14 protein-coding genes are annotated in these 17,202 nt (G+C 67.2%); 6 read left to right on the top strand and 8 right to left on the bottom strand.

Annotation, left to right across the window (positions count from 1 at the left end; all coding sequences use genetic code 11):
* Positions 1-154: 154 nt before the first annotated feature.
* From C6P64_RS12965 to C6P64_RS12950, 4 genes are all read left to right on the top strand, one after another.
* The gene (locus C6P64_RS12965) at positions 155-3,022 is read left to right on the top strand and encodes an Ig-like domain-containing protein (RefSeq protein ID WP_146115924.1); all 2,868 of its coding nucleotides are present in this window, start codon (positions 155-157) and stop codon (positions 3,020-3,022) included.
* Between the two features lie 142 nt (positions 3,023-3,164).
* Positions 3,165-3,944: a nucleotidyltransferase family protein gene (locus C6P64_RS12960; RefSeq protein WP_105748984.1), complete on the top strand. Its 780-nt coding sequence runs from the start codon at positions 3,165-3,167 to the stop codon at positions 3,942-3,944.
* Positions 3,941-5,350: an aminopeptidase P N-terminal domain-containing protein gene (locus C6P64_RS12955; RefSeq protein ID WP_105748983.1), complete on the top strand. Its 1,410-nt coding sequence runs from the start codon at positions 3,941-3,943 to the stop codon at positions 5,348-5,350. The genes C6P64_RS12960 and C6P64_RS12955 overlap by 4 nt, the downstream gene beginning before the upstream one ends.
* Before the next feature lie 38 nt (positions 5,351-5,388).
* On the top strand, positions 5,389-7,266 hold the full coding sequence (locus C6P64_RS12950) for a diguanylate cyclase domain-containing protein (protein WP_105748982.1): 1,878 nt from the start codon (positions 5,389-5,391) through the stop codon (positions 7,264-7,266).
* On the opposite strand, the gene C6P64_RS12945 is transcribed toward C6P64_RS12950, so the two are convergent.
* The 4 genes from C6P64_RS12945 to C6P64_RS12930 form a co-directional block, all read right to left on the bottom strand.
* Positions 7,247-8,587, bottom strand: a complete 1,341-nt coding sequence (locus tag C6P64_RS12945; RefSeq protein WP_245911729.1) for an amidohydrolase — start codon at positions 8,585-8,587, stop codon at positions 7,247-7,249. The genes C6P64_RS12950 and C6P64_RS12945 overlap by 20 nt on opposite strands.
* Before the next feature lie 150 nt (positions 8,588-8,737).
* The gene (pcaF, locus tag C6P64_RS12940) at positions 8,738-9,940 is read right to left on the bottom strand and encodes a 3-oxoadipyl-CoA thiolase (RefSeq protein WP_105748981.1); all 1,203 of its coding nucleotides are present in this window, start codon (positions 9,938-9,940) and stop codon (positions 8,738-8,740) included.
* Between the two features lie 49 nt (positions 9,941-9,989).
* Positions 9,990-10,634 carry a 3-oxoacid CoA-transferase subunit B gene (locus C6P64_RS12935; RefSeq protein WP_105748980.1) on the bottom strand — a complete coding sequence of 215 codons (645 nt, stop codon included), beginning with the start codon at positions 10,632-10,634 and terminating at the stop codon, positions 9,990-9,992.
* 16 nt (positions 10,635-10,650) lie between these two features.
* Positions 10,651-11,364 carry a 3-oxoacid CoA-transferase subunit A gene (locus tag C6P64_RS12930; RefSeq protein WP_105748979.1) on the bottom strand — a complete coding sequence of 238 codons (714 nt, stop codon included), beginning with the start codon at positions 11,362-11,364 and terminating at the stop codon, positions 10,651-10,653.
* Positions 11,365-11,469: 105 nt separating this feature from the next.
* Here C6P64_RS12930 and C6P64_RS12925 point away from each other — a divergent pair, with 105 nt between their 5' ends.
* Positions 11,470-12,276 (top strand): IclR family transcriptional regulator, encoded by an 807-nt coding sequence (locus tag C6P64_RS12925; protein WP_105748978.1) that lies wholly within the window; start codon positions 11,470-11,472, stop codon positions 12,274-12,276.
* Positions 12,277-12,375: 99 nt separating this feature from the next.
* Here C6P64_RS12925 and C6P64_RS12920 read toward each other — a convergent pair whose 3' ends face one another.
* From C6P64_RS12920 to C6P64_RS12905, 4 genes are all read right to left on the bottom strand, one after another.
* Positions 12,376-13,314: a dioxygenase family protein gene (locus C6P64_RS12920; protein ID WP_245911728.1), complete on the bottom strand. Its 939-nt coding sequence runs from the start codon at positions 13,312-13,314 to the stop codon at positions 12,376-12,378.
* Between the two features lie 387 nt (positions 13,315-13,701).
* On the bottom strand, positions 13,702-14,685 hold the full coding sequence (locus C6P64_RS12915) for a Bug family tripartite tricarboxylate transporter substrate binding protein (RefSeq protein WP_105748976.1): 984 nt from the start codon (positions 14,683-14,685) through the stop codon (positions 13,702-13,704).
* Positions 14,686-14,699: 14 nt separating this feature from the next.
* Positions 14,700-14,978: a muconolactone Delta-isomerase gene (gene catC, locus C6P64_RS12910; protein WP_105748975.1), complete on the bottom strand. Its 279-nt coding sequence runs from the start codon at positions 14,976-14,978 to the stop codon at positions 14,700-14,702.
* A 27-nt stretch (positions 14,979-15,005) separates the two neighbouring features.
* Positions 15,006-16,187 carry a muconate/chloromuconate family cycloisomerase gene (locus C6P64_RS12905; protein WP_105749002.1) on the bottom strand — a complete coding sequence of 394 codons (1,182 nt, stop codon included), beginning with the start codon at positions 16,185-16,187 and terminating at the stop codon, positions 15,006-15,008.
* Positions 16,188-16,297: 110 nt separating this feature from the next.
* Between C6P64_RS12905 and cynR the strand changes: the two genes are divergently transcribed.
* Complete coding sequence (gene cynR, locus C6P64_RS12900; RefSeq protein ID WP_105749001.1) at positions 16,298-17,176, top strand: transcriptional regulator CynR; 879 nt, start codon at positions 16,298-16,300, stop codon at positions 17,174-17,176.
* The last annotated feature ends 26 nt before the right edge of the window (positions 17,177-17,202 follow it).

The following is a 17,202-nucleotide window of genomic DNA, read 5'->3' as shown; positions in this document are numbered from 1 at the left end:
CATTCGCCACCCTTCGCGGTGGCGTTTTTGTTTGCGATGCGGTTTCGGCATTTCCCGAATCAGCTCACTGGCCTTGCCACGATTATCAAAGTAGTATCTTTCAGGTGACCGACGCCCGCCTGGGCGGCGCTTGGCCTGACAGGGAGTAGCAATGATGATGTCAAGAAAATGGGCCGGCCTGGCAGCGGCGCTCTGTCTGTCGCTGGCCGCTTGTGGCGGCGGTGGGGATGGCGATGGACCGGACAATGGCAGCGCCACGACGCTGACGCTCCAGGGCACGGTCGCCACGGGGCGGGCCGTCGCCGGGGCCGAGGTGCAGGCCAGATGCCGGGTGGGCAGCGGCAATGCCCAGGCGGCTGCCGACGGACGCTTCCAGCTGCAGATTGCTGGCGGCGCCTTGCCCTGCGTGCTGCGCGCGACCGACCCAAGCGACCAGAGCCGCTGGCACAGCGTGAGCGGCAGTGGTCCGGCGTCGAGCGCGACGGTCAACATCACCCCGCTGACCGAGATGCTGGTGGCGCGCCTTGCTGGCCAGGACCCCGCCAGCTATTTCGACCGCTTCGATCCGGCGCAGGCGGCCAGCCGCCTGACCGGGGCCAGCCTGGCAGCGGCCCAGCAGGAGCTGCGCCAGATCCTGAGCGCGGCCTTTGACATCAGCCCGCTGAGCGACTTTGTGGCGCGGCCGCTGACGGCGGCGACCGCCGCCAATCCGACCGGCGGCGATGCCCATGACCAGTGGCTCGACCAGTTCGGCGCCAGGCTCACGCGGCTGCAGCAGGGCCGGGTCGTGTTGGCATTGGCTGCTCAGGCCAGCACGGCCAGCCTGCAGCAGCTCGTCGTAGATGGGGTCGCCGCCAGTGCCGCCAAGCTGTCGTCGAGCATCGATCTCGCCAGCCATCTCGTGACGCTGAGCTGGAGCGACAGCTATCCCCTCGGCACCCAGTACCGGGTCGAGTCGCGCAATGCCGATGGCAGCTACAGCCCGCTCGAGACGATCAAGGGCCTGGGCGGTACCGGCAGCCAGGTGCAATGGCAGCGCGCGGTCACGGGCGCCACCGTCTACCGGGTGCTGGCCCTGTTGCCGGACCGTCAGGTCGTGCTGTCCACCGCCCAGGGCCAGGAATCGGTCAGCGTCGAGGCACCCGCCGCGGCCCCGGAGATCCTGTTGAACCAGGACCAGCCGCTGTCGGGAACGGTGCAGCTGTCGCTGTCGGGCAGCGGGAGCTACGCCTCGGTGTCCTGGTATGCGGACCTGCGCCTGCTGGGCCAGGGCAGCGGCAGCGCCCAGGCCTTGAACTGGAACACCAGCACCGAAGGCAACGGCCAGCACCTGCTGCTGGCCAAGGTCCAGGTCAGCCCGGACGCCTATGTCGAGCTGCGCCGCACCGTGTCGGTTTCGAACTCGAACCTGGCGCTGAGCTCGAGCGTGTCGGGCACTACCGGCACCATCCTGGTCGATGCGCGGGCCAGCTCGGAATATGGCATTGCGACGGTGGCGGCGCTGTTCGACGGCAAGGAGGCCGGCAGCCTGAGCGCACCGAATGCCTGCTCACGCTGGTGCTCGGGCAGCAACGATGTCTACCGCTTCACGGTCGATGCAGCAGCGGCCGGTTCCGGCAATCACAGCATGGTGCTGACCGCGACCGACAAGGCTGGCGCCAGGAAGAGCGTGACGCTGGCGGTGCCGGTCTCGAACCTGCCGGTCGTCAACCTGGCGACCCCGGTCGATGGCGCTTTCGTCAGCGGCAGCCTGCAGGTCGCTGGCAGTGCCAGCAGCGACAAGTCCGGCGAGCTGCGCGTGACGGCCAGCCTGGGCGACTACAGCCTGCTGAGCGCGACCGGGACCTCGTTCGGCACCAACTTCAGCCTGGCAAACGTGATCCCCGGCAGCTACACGCTGACGGTGCGGGCCACCGACAGCAGCAATGCCTCGACCGTCGTGCAGCGCACGGTGACGGTGACCTCGGCCGCGCTGGACTATCCAGAGCTGTTCACGATCGGTGTCGGCGGCCAGCTGCTGGCGGTCGAGGGCGACCGGGTGCTGTATCGCGCCGTGGACGGCAGCGTGCGGCTGCGCCATGTCGTCACCAGCACCGAAGTCGAGCTGGCGCAGGCTGTCAGCATCAACTACGCCAGCGACTGGCAGCTCAGCGAGGGCCTGGTCTATGCCTACGGCAAGGGCAGCGACTGCGTGCTGTACTGCATCTACCAGTGGACGGGTGGTGGCGTCATCAGCAACCTGTCGAACGCCAAGCGCGCCGCGGCGACCGAGCCGATCGACAAGGTCCAGAGCACCGATCTGCACCCGGTGGCCAGGCATGGCTATGTGGTCTGGATCGGCGAGAGCAACTGGTACACCCTGCACCATGTGGCCAGTGGCAGCTTCACCAAGATCCCCCAGCCGGCCGGCACCAGCTACCTGGGCAACTGGAACTACGACTTCTTCGTCGGCGCGAACGGGGTCGAGTTCTACTACTGGGCCAGGACCGGTGGCTCCGACCAGGCGGCCTTCTATGATGTCTACCAGTGGTCGGCGGCTACCGGCAGCTCGACCCGGATCAGTGCCGGCGGAGCGCGCGCCATCTATCCCAAGACCGATGGCCAGACCGTGGTCTGGCTGCAGTCACCGGCCAGCAGCGCGGTCGGCACCTCAATTTCACTGATGAGCCTGCCGGTCGGTGGCGGGATGAGCCGCGAGATCACGAGCAACGCGAGCGAGACTTGGGTGCTCCGGGACGGGGTGCTGGGCTGGCGCGAGACCAGCAGCAGTGGCAACAGCCTCAAGGCCGATGCGCTCGGGCAGACCAGCGTGGTCTCGCCGCTGAACTCGGCGCTGCTCTATGGTGCCGGGGCCGGCCAGCTGGTGTTTGGCGAGCAGGGCAAGACCTACAGCTGGAATGCAGCGACCCGGACCCGCCAGCTGCGCATCGATGCCAGCCCGAACCAGGTCTGGATCTCGGGCCGGCAGATGTACTTCGTGATGGGCGCCGCGCAGACGGTGTTCCGGCTGACGCTGGATTGATGCGGTCCTGGCCCTGGCGCCGAGGGGGCGACAGGCCGGGATGCCGATGTCCTGGCGGCCTTGCCCGGGCCTTGTCCGGCCGGCCGGTGGCGGCTCATGACAAAATGAGCAGCCCCGGCTTGGCCGACTTCTGGATATCTTGATGACCTCCGCCTCTGTGGCCCCCGGCCGCGCCCAGGCCATGGTGCTGGCCGCCGGTCGCGGCGAGCGCATGCGCCCGCTGACCGATCTGACCCCGAAGCCGCTGCTCGAGGTGCAGGGCAAGCCCTTGCTGCAGTGGCACCTCGATGCGCTGGCGCAGTCCGGCTGGCGCCAGGCGCTGATCAACACCGCCTGGCTCGGCGAGCAGATCCCGGCGCGCTTCGGCCGCTGCTGGCCGCCGGCAGACGGCGGCGCACTCCAGACCCGGCTGGAACTGAGCTATTCGATGGAGGCGCATGACTTCGGCGGTGCGCTCGAGACGGCGGGTGGCATCGCGCGCGCGCTGCCGCTGCTGGCCGACTGCTTCTGGATCGTCGCGGGCGATGTCCACCTGCCGGGCTTCGAGTTCTCGCCCGCCGCGATGGAGCGCTTTGCCGCCAGCGGCAAGCTGGCCCATCTCTGGCTGGTGCCGAATCCGGCGCACAATCCGAAAGGCGACTTCGGCCTGTCCGAGCAGGGGTTGGCGCTGAACCTGCCGGCCGATGCACCAGGCCCGCGCCATACCTACAGCACGATCGGCCTGTACCGGCGCGAATTCTTCGGGGCGCCGCATTGCGCGATCCCGGCCGGCAACCCGCAGGGCATCCGGGCGGCGCTGGCGCCGCTGCTGCGCTCGGCGATGGACGCCGGCCAGGTCAGCGCCGAACTCTGGCTCGGGGACTGGACCGATGTCGGCACCCCCGAGCGCCTGGCCCAACTCAATCAGCAACCGTCATCATGAGCGCAATTCCCCATCAGGCCATCTATGCCGATCGCCGTGCCCGCCTGGCTGCCCAGCTCGGCGCCGGCGGCATCGCCATCATCCCGACCGCGCCCGAGCGCCAGCGTAACCGCGACAGCGAGTACCTGTTCCGCTTCGACAGCTATTTCTACTACCTGACTGGCTTCACCGAGCCGCGCGCCTGGCTGGTGCTCACGGCCGAGGGGCACAGCACGCTGTTCTGCCAGCCCAAGGACCTCGAGCGCGAGATCTGGGACGGCTACCGGCTAGGTCCCCAGGCAGCGCCCGGCGCGCTCGGCGTCGACGAGGCCTATTCGGTGCACGAGCTCGGCGAGCGTATCCCGAAGCTGCTGGAGAACCGGCAGCAGCTCTGGTATCCGTTCGCGACCCATGCCGGGCTCGAGACCCAGGTCGATGGCTGGCTGCAGAAGGTCAGGGCGCGCGCGCGCTTCGGTGCCAGCTGCCCGGACACGCAGCGCGACCTCTGCGTGCTGCTCGACGAGATGCGGCTGTTCAAGGACGCGCACGAGATCGACGTGATGAAGCGCGCGGCGCAGATCAGCGCCCAGGCCCATGTGCGCGCGATGCAGCGCAGCGCGGCGATGATCCGCGCCGGCCAGGAGGTGCGCGAATACCACCTCGACGCCGAGCTGCTGCACGAGTTCCGCCAGCATGGCTCGCAATACCCGGCCTACGGCAGCATCGTCGCGGCCGGCGCCAATGCCTGCGTGCTGCATTACCGCGCCGATGTCGCGCCGGTGCGCCCGGGCGAGCTGGTGCTGATCGATGCCGGCTGCGAGCTCGACGGCTATGCCTCGGACATCACGCGCACCTTCCCGGCCGACGGCAGGTTTTCCGGGCCGCAGCGCGCGCTCTACGACCTGGTGCTGGCAGCGCAGGAGGCCGCGATCGCGGCGACCCGGCCCGGCATGCGCTTCGTCGATCCGCATGACGCGACGGTGCGGGTGCTGGCGCAGGGCATGCTCGACCTCGGGCTGCTGAAGAAGGACGATGTCGGCCACCTCGACGACGTGATCGAGCAGCGCCATTATTTCCGCCACTACATGCACCGCACCGGCCACTGGCTCGGGCTGGACGTGCACGATGTCGGCAGCTATGTCGAGCCCGGTGCGGTCGCCAGCATCGAGCGGCGCGATCCGCTCAGCGGCGAGCTGATCAAGGACCGGCCGAGCCGCCTCCTGCGCCCCGGCATGGCGCTGACCATCGAGCCCGGCCTCTACATCAGCCCGGCCGCCGATGTGCCCAAGGAGTTCTGGAACATCGGCATCCGGATCGAGGACGACGCCATCGTCACCGAGTCCGGCTGCGAGCTGATCACGCGCGGCGTGCCGGTGGACGGCGACGAGATCGAGGCGCTGATGCGTGACAGCGCCAGCCGGGTTTGACGCATCGTAGCCAGAGCGCGACACACCAGCCGCCAAGCATGAGCCGACCCTTGTTCCACCCTGTCCGTCCTTGCAGGGTGTGGCTGGCACGGCTGTTCCAGTGCTGGCTGGTCTGGCTGCTGCTGGTGCCCATGCTGGCCAGCGCGCGCGACCACATCACCGAGCGTGCCTGGCAGGAAGACCCTAGCAATGCGCTGACGCTGGAGCAGGTGCGCCAGCGCCCTTTCACGCCTTACGAAGGCCTGCTCAGCCGGGGCTATGGCAATTCGGCGATCTGGATCCGGCTGCGCATCGACCCGGCCACCAATCCGCCCTCCAGTCTGACGGACCAGCTGGTGCTGCGCCTGCGCTTGTCCTATATGGATGAGGTGCAACTGTTCGATCCGCTGCTGCCCAGCGAGTCATCGATCACCCGTCCGTCCTTCAGTTACCGCTCGCTCAACCGCAACTTCGTCCTGCCTCGAGGCGAGGCCCCGCGCGACATCTACCTGCGGCTGCAATCCCAGGGCACGCGCACCAAGGCGATCGAGGTATTGACGCTGGAAGAAACCCTGGAGCACGACCGCGTGCAAGAGGCGGTTTACGCCACCTATCTGGCCGTGCTGCTGGTGTTCCTGTTCTGGGCCTTGCTGCATTGGCTCAGTTCACGTGATCGCGTGATAGGAATCTTCGCCTTCAAGCAGACGCTGGCCTTTTTCTGGTCCTTGTCGCTGCTGGGCTATGTGCGCTGGCTGCTGGGCGAGGATGCACCCCGCTTCGTCGCCTTGATGGTGGTGGCGTTCACGGCCGCTTCGGCTTATTTCGACTACTGCCTGTTTCGCGAATACCAGCCACCCCGCTGGGCATTGCGGGTATTGCTGGCATTGATCGCGCTGCTGCCGCTGGAGGTCGCGCTGATCTACAGCGGCCATATCTCGATCGCACTGCGCATCAACATGACTGCAACCCTGCTGATCGTGTGCTGGAGCTTCGTGATCTCGCTGCTGGTACGGCCTCGGCAGGGGCCATCGGCACCGCCTGTTCCACCGTGGGGTCTGGTGGTGTTCTACGGCGTGATCGCGCTATCGATCATGGTGACGACGTTGATGCTGCTGGGCGTGTTCCACAGCGTGGAAATGGCGCTGCATGCGCTGCAAGTCCATGGCCTGGTCACGGGCGTCATCATGGTGCTGTTCCTGCAGGTGCGGGCGCAACGCCTGGCCCAGCGTCAAGCCCAGGTCCTGACCGAGCTGGCGGTGGCACAGGAAAACGCCAAGCAAGCCCAGGTCCATCGCCTGGAGCAGGACAAACTGCTGGAGGAGATCCGCCAGCTGGCCTTTCACGACAGCCTGACGCAGCTGCCCAATCGGCGCTTGCTGCGCGAACATCTGCAGCAGGCCCTGCACCACAACAAGCGTGGCCGCCACCACAGTGCCCTGCTGTTCATGGACCTGGACAAGTTCAAGCCACTCAACGATGCCCACGGCCACCATGTGGGCGACTTGTTGCTGCTCGAGGTCGCGCAGCGGCTACGCGGCTGTGCGCGCGCCAGCGATACGGTGTCGCGCTTTGGTGGCGATGAATTCGTCGTGCTGCTCAACGATTTCGACTTTGATGAAGCCACGGCCCAGCAGCAAGTCCAGGTCATGGCAGGCAAGATCCTGGACAGCCTCGGCCAACCCTATCGCCTGCAAGACGACAGCAAGGCCGAGGCAACCCTCGTCACACACCATTGCAGCGCCAGCATTGGCGTGCGACTGTTCAGCGTCACCGAGAACAGCATTGACGAGCTGCTCGACCAGGCCGATGCCGCCATGTATGCCGCCAAGGTGGCCGGGCGCGGCACGGTGCGCTTTCATGCGTCGGCGGCAGGGGGCGGCGCTGCCCCTGCGAATTCATCATCGAACGCGCCCCATCTCAGTCGCCCTGGCGGCTGAGAAACTCCAGCGCCATGCCCGCCATGGCCTTGGTCCCTTGCTGCATCATGCCTTCGTCGAAGTCGAAGGCCGGGTTGTGGTTGGGTGCCGCGGTGGCGGGGTCCTTACCGACCGGGGGTGCACCGACCAGGATGTAGACGCCGGGGATTTCCTTCTGGAACTCGGAGAAGTCTTCCGACGCCATCAGCTTGGATGCCGACATGATCTTGCCGTCGCTGACCTTGGTCAGCACTGGCACCATGGCGTTCATCAGCGCTTCCGGGTTGATGGTGGCGGAATAGCCGCCCGGCGGGAAGCTCACTTCTGCCGTGGCGCCGTTGGCCTCGGCAATCAGCGTCGCCATCTTGCGGATGCGTGCCTTGGCGTCGCGGCGCATTGCTTCGTCGAAGGTGCGCAAGGTGCCTTCGAGCTCGACGCTCTCGGGGATGATGTTGTTGCGGTTGCCGCCAATGAACTTGCCGATCGACAGCACGGCCGGTTCCTTGCTGATGTCGAGCTGGCGCGACACGATGGTCTGCATCGAGTTGACCAGCTGCGACCCGACCGAGATCGCATCGACACCGTGCCAGGGCATCGCGCCATGGGTCTGCTTGCCCTTGATGCGGATCTTGACGACATCGGAGGAAGCGAACACCGGTCCGGTCTTGTAGGCGATGACCCGCGGCATGTTCGGAATCAGGTGCGCGGCGAAGATCGCATCCGGCTTGGGCTGCAGGGCGCCATCGGCGATCATGGCGGCCGCGCCGAACTTCTCGCCTTCCTTGAGCTCGTGCGAAGCGCCTTCTTCCGCCGGCTGGAACACCAGCACGATGGTGCCGCTGATATGGTCGCGCATGCCGGCGAAGACTTCGGCTGCGCCCATCAGCATCGCGGTGTGGCCGTCATGGCCGCAGGCATGGGCCACCGGCACTTCGGTGCCCATATAGGGCTGGCGCTGCCTGGAGGCAAAAGGCAGTCCGCTGGCTTCCGCGACCGGCAGTGCGTCCATGTCGGCGCGCAGCGCCACGGTGCGGCCCGGCCTGGCGCCCTTGAGCACACCGACCACGCCGGTGCCGCCCACGCCTTCCCGGACTTCGTAGCCCAGCGCGCGCAGATGCTTGGCGACATAGGCGGCGGTCTTGACCTCCTGCCCTGACAGTTCGGCGTTTTCATGGATGTGGCGGCGCCACTCGACCATCTTGGGCTGCACGCGTTCGACCTGCTGCTTCAGGGCGTCGATGGTTTTGCTGCTCAGGCTTTGCGCCCAGGCTGCGTGGGGCAGGTTCAATGCTGCTGCTGCAGCGATGGCCGCGACGAAGGGGGTGAGTCGGAAATTGTTCACAGTTGTCTCCTGTTGATTTTTTGTGCTTGCACCAATGAAAAACCTCACAGGCCACCCATCCACAGCACGCGAACGTGCTGCCTATGGATGTGCCGTGTGAGGCTGTGGCTAGCGCGGTTGGCTAGCTCGTCTGCTTACCGAGTGTCCCGGTCAAACCTTCTCGATGATGACGGCGATGCCCTGGCCGACGCCGATGCACATGGTGCACAGCGCGTACTTGCCGCCGACGTTGTGCAGGCGGTTGATCGCGGTGGTCACCAGGCGGGCACCCGAGGCACCGAGCGGGTGGCCCAGGGCGATCGCGCCGCCCCAGGCGTTGACGCGCGCATCGTCGTCGGCCAGGCCCAGGCCGCGCAGCACGGCCAGGCCCTGGGCCGCGAAGGCCTCGTTGAGCTCGATCACGTCCATCTGCTCCAGCGTCAGGCCGGTCTGGGCCAGCAGCTTCTGCACCGCCGGGGTCGGGCCGTAGCCCATGATGCGCGGCGCCAGGCCGGCGCTGGCCATGCCGACCACGCGCGCCTTGGGCGTCAGGCCGTATTGCTGGGCCGCCTCGGCGTTGGCCAGCAGCAGGGCGCAGGCGCCGTCGTTGACGCCCGAGGCGTTGCCGGCGGTCACGCTGCCGTCAGGGCGCACGACGCCCTTGAGCTTGGCCAGCGCTTCGAGCGTGGTGGCGCGCGGGTGCTCGTCGGTGTCGACCACGACCGGGTCGCCCTTCTTCTGCGGGATGGTGACCGGGCAGATCTCGCGCGCCAGGTGGCCGGCCTTGATCGCAGCAGCAGCGCGCAGCTGGCTGTTGTAGGCCATCAGGTCCTGCGCCGCGCGCTCGATCTTGAAGTCGTCCGCGACGTTCTCGGCCGTCTCGGGCATCGAGTCGACGCCGTACTGCGCCTTCATCAGCTTGTTGACGAAGCGCCAGCCGATGGTGGTGTCATAGACCGCGTTCGAGCGGCTGAAGGCGGACTCGGCCTTCGGCATCACGAAGGGGGCACGGCTCATGCTTTCGACGCCGCCGGCGATCATCAGGCGGGTTTCGCCGGACTTGATGGCGCGCGCCGCTGCACCGATGGCATCCAGGCTGGAGCCGCACAGGCGGTTGACGGTTGTGCCGGGGACTTCGACCGGCAGCCCGGCCAGCAGGGCGGCCATGCGCGCGACGTTGCGGTTGTCCTCGCCGGCCTGGTTGGCGCAGCCGTAGATCACGTCGTCGATGGCCTTCCAGTCGACCTGCGGGTTGCGCTCCATCAGGGCCTTGATCGGCAGCGCGGCGAGGTCATCGGCGCGCACGCCGGACAGGGCGCCGCCGTAGCGGCCGAAGGGGGTGCGGATGGCGTCGCAGATATAGGCGTCGGTCATGTGATGTCTTCTCTGGGGTGGTTCGTGGGGATTGGGGTTCAGTCCGCGTTCAGGCCTGGATCGGCAGGCCGATCAGGCGTTCGAGTTCGCCGTGCTCCAAGCCGTCGACCTTGTCGATCAGCTTGAGGCCCTCGGGCGTGCATTCCAGCGTCGCCAGGTCGGAGTAGATGCGCTTGACGCAGGCCAGGCCGGTCAGCGGATAGCTGCATGCCTGGACGACCTTGCTCTCGCCCTTCTTGGTCAGCAGGTCCATCATGACCCAGGTCTGCTTGGCGCCGACCGCCAGGTCCATCGCGCCGCCGACGGCGGGGATGGCGCCGGCTTCGCCGGTGCTCCAGTTGGCCAGGTCACCGGTGGCCGAGACCTGGAAGGCGCCCAGCACGCTGATGTCGAGGTGGCCACCGCGCATCATCGCGAAGCTGTCGGCGTGGTGGAAGAAGGAGGCGCCCGGCAGCAGCGTCACGGGCTGCTTGCCGGCGTTGATCTGGTCGTAGTCTTCCTCGCCGGCGGCCGGGGCCGGGCCCATGCCGAGGATGCCGTTCTCGCTGTGCAGCACGACTTCGACGCCTTCGGGCAGGTAGTTGGCAACCAGGGTCGGCTGGCCGATGCCGAGGTTGACATAGGCGCCGTCGAAGATGTCCTGGGCGACGCGCTGGGCCAGTTCCTGCTTGCTGCGCTTGGTGTAGTTGCTCATTGTTCTGCTCTCCGGTTCAGGCCTGCTTGAAACCGCCGGCCTGGGTGGCCACGCGTTCGATCTTGACGATCTTCGAGACGAAGATGCCCGGGGTCACGATGTGCTCGGGGTCCATCTGGCCTAGCTCGATGATCTCGTGCACGGTGGCGATGGTGCGCTTGGCCGCGGTGGCCATGACCGGGCCGAAGTTGCGCGCGGCCTTGCGGTAGACCAGGTTGCCCCAGCGGTCGCCGGCCTCGGCCTTGATCAGCGCGACGTCGCCGTGGATCGGGTACTCGAGCACATAGCCCTTGCCGTCGATGATGCGGGTTTCTTTCGCGCTGCCGTCGGCATTCATCGCCAGCTCGGTGCCGTAGCCGGTCGGGGTGAAGAAGGCGCCGACGCCGGCGCCCGCGGCGCGCAGGCGCTCGGCCAGGTTGCCCTGGGGAACGAGCTCGAGCTCGATCTTGCCGGCGCGGTACAGCTCGTCGAAGACCCAGGAGTCGGCCTGGCGCGGGAAGCTGCAGATGATCTTGCGCACGCGACCGGTCTTGAGCAGCGCGGCCAGGCCGGTATCGGCGTTGCCGGCGTTGTTGTTGACCACGGTCAGGTCGCGCGCGCCCTGCTCGATCAGGCCGTCGATCAGCTCGTTCGGGATGCCGGCGGTGCCGAAGCCGCCGATCAGGACGGTGGCGCCGTCCTGGATGCCCGACAGGGCCTCGGCGATCGAGGCGGAAATCTTGTTGATCACTGGAATGCTCCTGGAATATGCATGCGACCTTGGCGCAAGAATTTTGTTCTACATAAGAACAAGTGTTCGTATAATGAATTCTAGAACTTTTTTTTGATCATGGCAATGGCAAATACCGCAACAAGATCCGAGGCTGCTCCGCAGCCGGGCGACAGCTATGTCCAGTCCTTTGCCCGCGGGCTGGAGGTGATCCGCTCCTTCAGCGCGGAGGCGCCCGAGCAGACGCTCAGCGAGGTCGCGGCGCGCAGCGGGCTGACCCGCGCCGGCGCCCGCCGCATCCTGCTGACGCTGCAGACCCTGGGCTATGTGCACAGCGACGGCAAGCTGTTCCGGCTCACGCCGCGCATCCTGGATCTGGGCTTTGCCTACCTGTCGTCGATGCCGATCTGGAACCTGGCTGAACCGGTGATGGAAGCGCTGGCGACCCGCACCGGCGAGTCCTGCTCCGCCGCGGTGCTCGACGCGCAGGAGATCGTCTACGTGATCCGGGTCCATACGCACAAGATCCTGTCGCTCAACCTGGGCGTGGGTTCGCGCCTGCCGGCCTATTGCACCTCGATGGGCCGGTTGCTGCTGGCCGGGTTGCCCGATGCCGAGATCGAGGCCCGGCTGCGTGCCAGCGAGCTCAAGGCCCGCACCCGCCATACCCTGACCGACGGCGAGGCATTGCTGGGCGAGATCCGGCGCGCGCGCGAGCAGGGCTGGTGCCTGGTCGACCAGGAGCTCGAGGAGGGCCTGATCTCGATGGCGGCGCCGGTCTACGGCAAGGGCGGCGAGGTGGTGGCGGCGCTCAACATCTCGGGCCAGGCCAACCGCACCGATCCTGCGACCATGCAGCGCGAGATGCTGCCGGCGCTGCGCGAGGCGGCGCAGACCATCACCCGCCTGTTGCGCGCCGGCAGCGGACGCTGAGGCCCATGTCGACCTGACCATGCAAAACGCCGGCCCGGGGTGAACCGGGCCGGCGTTCATGAACTCAGCGAAACCGGGCGCCAGGCCCGGTGCCTTCGATTACTGGTTCAGGGCCTTGGCGACGCGGGTACGCGGGTCGGTGTCGGCTTCGGTGACGGCCTTCTGCATCTTGAAGTCGAACTTGGCGCGCTCGCAGGGAGCGGTGATGCCCAGCGAAGCGTAGGGTGCCGGATCGACGTCATGCTCGATGTTCAGCACCAGGCCGTCGCGGGTGGCGAAGGCGAAGTCGTCGTCGATGAAGGTGTCGCCCGGGATGTTGACCTGGGTGGTCAGGGTGCGGTTGCCCGGCTTGACGACGTGGAAGTGGATGTGAGCCGGACGGTTGCCATGGCGACCCAGGGCGGTGAACAGCTCGCGCACCGGGCCGGTCGGCGGGATCTCGTAGCCCGGAGCGATGGTGGTGCGGAAGCGGTACTGGCCGTTCTCGTTGGCGACGATCTTGCGGCGCAGCTCGTGCTCCTTCATGCCCGGGAAGAAGTGCGAGTAGCCACCGACTTCATTGCAGTGCCAGGCGTCGATCACGGCGTTCGGGACCGGCTTGCCTTCGAAGTCGAACACGGTGCCTTCGACGACCATGACCTTGCCCTTGCCGCGCAGGGTGGAGTCGTCGTCGAGCTGGGCTTCGTAGTTGAACTGCGGAGCGCCCGGAACGAACAGCGGGCCTTCGATGGCGCGCGGGGTGCCAGCGGCGATGCCGGCGGCTTCGTCGGCCTCGTCCATCATGATGTCGAGCAGGCGGTCGAAGCCCAGGCCGGCGGTGATCAGGCCGACCTGACCCAGTGCGCCCAGACGGGTGATCCAGTCAGCGGCGGCCCAGAACTCGTCGGGAGTGACCTTGAACTCGTCGATGGTCTTGAACAGGTCAGCCGTGATGCGGCCGACGATGGCGCGCACGCGCTCATCGCCTTCGGCGATCTTGACGGTGTTGACGAGCTCGAGCAGGCTTTCCTTGGTGTATTCGTTCTTTTGCAGGGTCACGGTTATCTCCTGAAGGTGTGGATGTCGCAAGACTAGGGACTTGAGGCCATCGCCTGGCGTCATGCCTGGGCTGATTGGTCTGCGGAATCAATTCTGGGTCAGCAGCGGGCTGAAATCAAAGACTGTTTCAGACTTTATCCATGCCTAAAAGGTATCCGGCATCTGTTGCCTCCTGTCAAACCGGGAGAATAAGGGTTAACCCTTATGGGAGAGAGCGGGAATCATCGTTTTTGATGGCCTGGAGATCCAACCTCTGGGGCATGGCGTGGTCGCGGCATGTGCCCGCCGCCCGGCTGGCTGCCAGCGGTTGTTCGCCAGCCGCCAAATGCAAGACGCCGGCCCGGGATCGCTCCGGGGCCGGCGTGTCCTGCCAAGGTCGGTACGGCTTCAGTCCGGCTTGATGCCGCGTTCGGCAATCAGCTTGCTCCAGCGTGCCGATTCGCGCTGCAGGTGCTGCGCGAGTTCATCGGGCGTCGAGCCGATGGCTTCGGCGCCGATGGCCTCGAAGCGCTTGACCACGTCGGGCTGCTTCATGGCATCGATCAGCGCCGCCTGCAGCTTGACTATCGTGGCCTTGGGCGTGCCGGCGGGGGCAAAAACGGCAAACCAGGGCGACAGCTCGTAGCCCGGCACGCCGGCCTCGGCCAGCGTCGGCACGTCGGGCAGGGCGCTCGAGCGCTTGGCGGTGGTGACGCCGAGCGCGCGCAGCTTGCCCGACTGCAGGTGCGGGCGCGCCGAGGTCACGCTGTCGAACATGTAGTTGACCTGCCCGCCCAGCAGGTCGGACACGGCGGGGCTGCTGCCCTTGTAGGGCACATGCACCAGGTCGGTCTTGGTCAGCGAGGCGAACAGCTCGCCGGCCAGGTGGATCGAGGTGCCGTTGCCGGCCGAGGCATAGGTCAGCTGGCCGGGCGCCTTGCGTGCCGCCGCCACCAGGTCGGCGACGTTCTTGACGTTGGGCTGGGTGTTGTTGGTCACCAGCACATTGGGCACGACGGCCAGCAGGCTGACCGGGGCGAAGTCCTTGATCGGGTCGTAGCTCAGCTTGCCGTAGAGCGGCTTGTTGGTCGCCATGCCGATCGAGGTGATCATGATCGTGTGGCCGTCGGCCGGTGCCTTGGCGACCAGGTCGGCGCCGATGTTGCCGCCGGCGCCCGGCTTGTTCTCGATCACGAAGGACTGGCCCACGGTCTTGCCGGCTTTCTCGCCGAGCGCGCGCGCGATCGCGTCCATCGCGCCGCCGGGCGGGAAGGGTACGACCCAGCGGACCGGCTTGGTCGGCCAGTCGCTGGCCGGGGCCTGGGCCATGGCGACGCCGCCCCAGCCCAGTCCGAGCGCCAGCAGCAGTCCGCTGGCTTTCAGCGGCTTCATGTTCCCGGCAGTCATCATGCGATGGCCGAGGGATGCTGGGCCAGCGGCGTGACGTGGATCTTCATGAACGGGAACAGCGGCAGCTGCGACAGCAGGGTATGCAGCTCGTCGTTGCTCTCGACGTCGAACAGGCTGTAGTTGGCGTATTCGCCGACCACGCGCCACAGGTTCTTCCAGCGGCCGTCGCGCTGCAGCTGTTGGGCGTAGGCCTTCTCGCGTGCCTTGATCTCGTCGGCTTGGGCGGCGGGCAGGTCGTGGGGGATGTTGACATCCATGCGAACCAGGAACAGCATGATTTCTTCCTTCTGTGAAACGGGGGATCAGGCGGCCAGCTTGTGGCCGAGGTCGATGTGGCTGGCGGTCAGGCCGGCGCGGGCGCGGTCGAAGCGCTCGAGCTTGGCCAGGTCGATCTCGACTCCGATGCCGGGGCCGTCGGGCAGCTGCAGCTCGAAGTCGACGATGGGCATCAGCTCGGTCACGATGTCGTCGACCAGCAGCTGCGGGCCGAACAGCTCGCAGCCATGGTGCTTGTTGCCCAGGGTCGAGAATACATGGGCCGATGCGGCGCTGCCGACCGAGGTCTCGAGCATGGTGCCGCCGTACCAGGCGATGTCGGCGGCCTCGGCCACCGCAGCGACTTCCCTGGTGCGCAGCAGGCCGCCGTGCTTGGCGACCTTGAGCGAGAACACCTGGCTGGCCTGGCCGCGCGCCAGCATCATCGCGTCCTGCGGGCTGCAGACGGTCTCGTCGGCCATGATGCTGGCGCGGTCGCCCAGCGTCGCGCTCAGGGTCTTGAGCGCCTCGACGTTCCACTTGGCGACCGGCTGCTCGATCAGCGTGACGCCGGCATCGATCATCTGCGGCAGGAAGCGGCGCGCGGTGCTGCCGTCCCAGGCCTGGTTGACGTCGACCGTCAGCGTCGCCTTGCCCTGCAGGCCGCGCGCGATCTGCGACACATGGGCCACGTCCTGCTCGGGGCTGCGGGCGCCGATCTTCATCTTGAAGATGCGGTGCCGCTTCTGCTCCAGCCGCAGCTGGGCTTCCTCGAGGTCCTTGTTGACGTCGCCGCTGGCCAGGGTCCAGGCCAGGGGCAGGCTCTTGATGCGCTTGCCGCCGAGCAGCTGGTAGGCCGGCAGGCCCAGGGTGCGCGAGTAGGCGTCGATCAGCGCGATCTCGACCGCGCTCTTGGCGAAATGGTTGCCCTTGCAGAAGGCGTCCATGCGCGCCAGCGCGCTGCCGAAGGCGCTACCGTCCTGGCCGATCAGCGCCGGTGCCAGGTAGTTGTCGATCGCGTGCTTGATCGACTCGGGCGATTCCTCGTTCCAGGACGGGCCGCCGATGGTGGCGGCCTCGCCGAAGCCGGTCGCACCGTTGGCCAGCCAGAGCTGGACGATGACCGGGCTCTGGCGGCTGATGGCGCCAAACGACAGCTTGTGCGGCCGGATGGTCGGGATGTCGAGGATGCGCGCCTCGATGCGCTCGATGGGATGGGAGACGGTCATGTCGCGGGTCTGGGTGGACAGTGGTTCGTGGATCGCACAAGCGTAAATCCAGCCCACCTGGGCCACAAATGATTTATTTACATGGAATCATTCGTTATGATCGAATGATCATGGAAATCCGGCAGCTGCGCTACTTTCTCGACATCGCCGACACCGAGCACCTGACCCAGTCGGCGCAGAACCTGTTCGTGACCCAGAGCACGCTGTCGCACGGCTTGCGCCAGCTCGAGCAGGAATTGGGCGTGGCGCTGTTCGACCGGCTCGGGCGCGGGCTCAAGCTGTCGCAGGCCGGCGCCGAGTTCCGGGTCTATGCCAGCCGCGCGCTGCAGGAGATCGAGGCCGGCCGCATGGCGCTGGCCGATCTTGGTGGACTGCAGTCGGGCAAGCTCAAGGTCGGGGCCTTTCCGACCTTCCTGAACACGGTGGTGCCGTTCACGGTCGCGGCCTTCAACCGGGCTTATCCCAAGGTCAAGGTCGAGGTGCAGGACCTGCGCGCCGGCGCGATCGAGCAGCAGCTGCTCGACGGCGACCTCGACCTCGGCATCGCCTTCCACCCGGCCCAGCATGACGAGATCGAGGCCGAGGTGCTGTTCGAGGAACGCCTGCTGCTGGTGGTCGGCCCGCACCATCCGCTGGCGGCGCGGACCCGCCTGGCGATGGCCGAACTGGCCGGCCTGGCGCTGGCGCTGTTGCCGCGCGTCTTCGCTACCCGGCGCCTGATCGACGACAGCCTGCGCCAGGCCGGCGTCCTGCCCCAGGTGCAGGTCGAGCTGGATTCGGTCGAGTCGCTGCTCGGGGTCTGCCGCTACGGCGACCTGGCCAGCATCGTGCCCGAGCGCGCGGCGCGCCAGGCACCCGACCTGCCGGCGATCCCGCTGGTCGAGCCCGAGATCCTGCGCCATGCCGGCATCCTGTGGCGGCGCGGCGCCTCGCGCAGCGCGGCGGCGCGCGAGTTCGCGGCGCTGCTGCGCGCGACGCCGCTGGATTGAGTCGCCCCGAGTGATTTCAAGGTGTC

The organism is Malikia granosa, from assembly GCF_002980595.1.
In the GTDB taxonomy this organism is placed as follows: domain Bacteria; phylum Pseudomonadota; class Gammaproteobacteria; order Burkholderiales; family Burkholderiaceae_C; genus Malikia; species Malikia granosa.
This window is presented reverse-complemented; position numbering and strand designations above follow the sequence as displayed.

Bases quoted from the DNA above. Each gene is read 5' to 3' on its own strand.
- C6P64_RS12965 (WP_146115924.1), top strand. From the start codon at position 155: ATGATGTCAAGAAAATGGGCCGGCCTGGCAGCGGCGCTCTGTCTGTCG.
- C6P64_RS12960 (WP_105748984.1), top strand. From the start codon at position 3,165: ATGACCTCCGCCTCTGTGGCCCCCGGCCGCGCCCAGGCCATGGTGCTG.
- C6P64_RS12955 (WP_105748983.1), top strand. From the start codon at position 3,941: ATGAGCGCAATTCCCCATCAGGCCATCTATGCCGATCGCCGTGCCCGC.
- C6P64_RS12950 (WP_105748982.1), top strand. From the start codon at position 5,389: ATGAGCCGACCCTTGTTCCACCCTGTCCGTCCTTGCAGGGTGTGGCTG.
- pcaF (WP_105748981.1), bottom strand. From the start codon at position 9,940: ATGACCGACGCCTATATCTGCGACGCCATCCGCACCCCCTTCGGCCGC.
- C6P64_RS12935 (WP_105748980.1), bottom strand. From the start codon at position 10,634: ATGAGCAACTACACCAAGCGCAGCAAGCAGGAACTGGCCCAGCGCGTC.
- C6P64_RS12925 (WP_105748978.1), top strand. From the start codon at position 11,470: ATGGCAAATACCGCAACAAGATCCGAGGCTGCTCCGCAGCCGGGCGAC.
- C6P64_RS12915 (WP_105748976.1), bottom strand. From the start codon at position 14,685: ATGAAGCCGCTGAAAGCCAGCGGACTGCTGCTGGCGCTCGGACTGGGC.
- catC (WP_105748975.1), bottom strand. From the start codon at position 14,978: ATGCTGTTCCTGGTTCGCATGGATGTCAACATCCCCCACGACCTGCCC.
- C6P64_RS12905 (WP_105749002.1), bottom strand. From the start codon at position 16,187: ATGACCGTCTCCCATCCCATCGAGCGCATCGAGGCGCGCATCCTCGAC.
- cynR (WP_105749001.1), top strand. From the start codon at position 16,298: ATGGAAATCCGGCAGCTGCGCTACTTTCTCGACATCGCCGACACCGAG.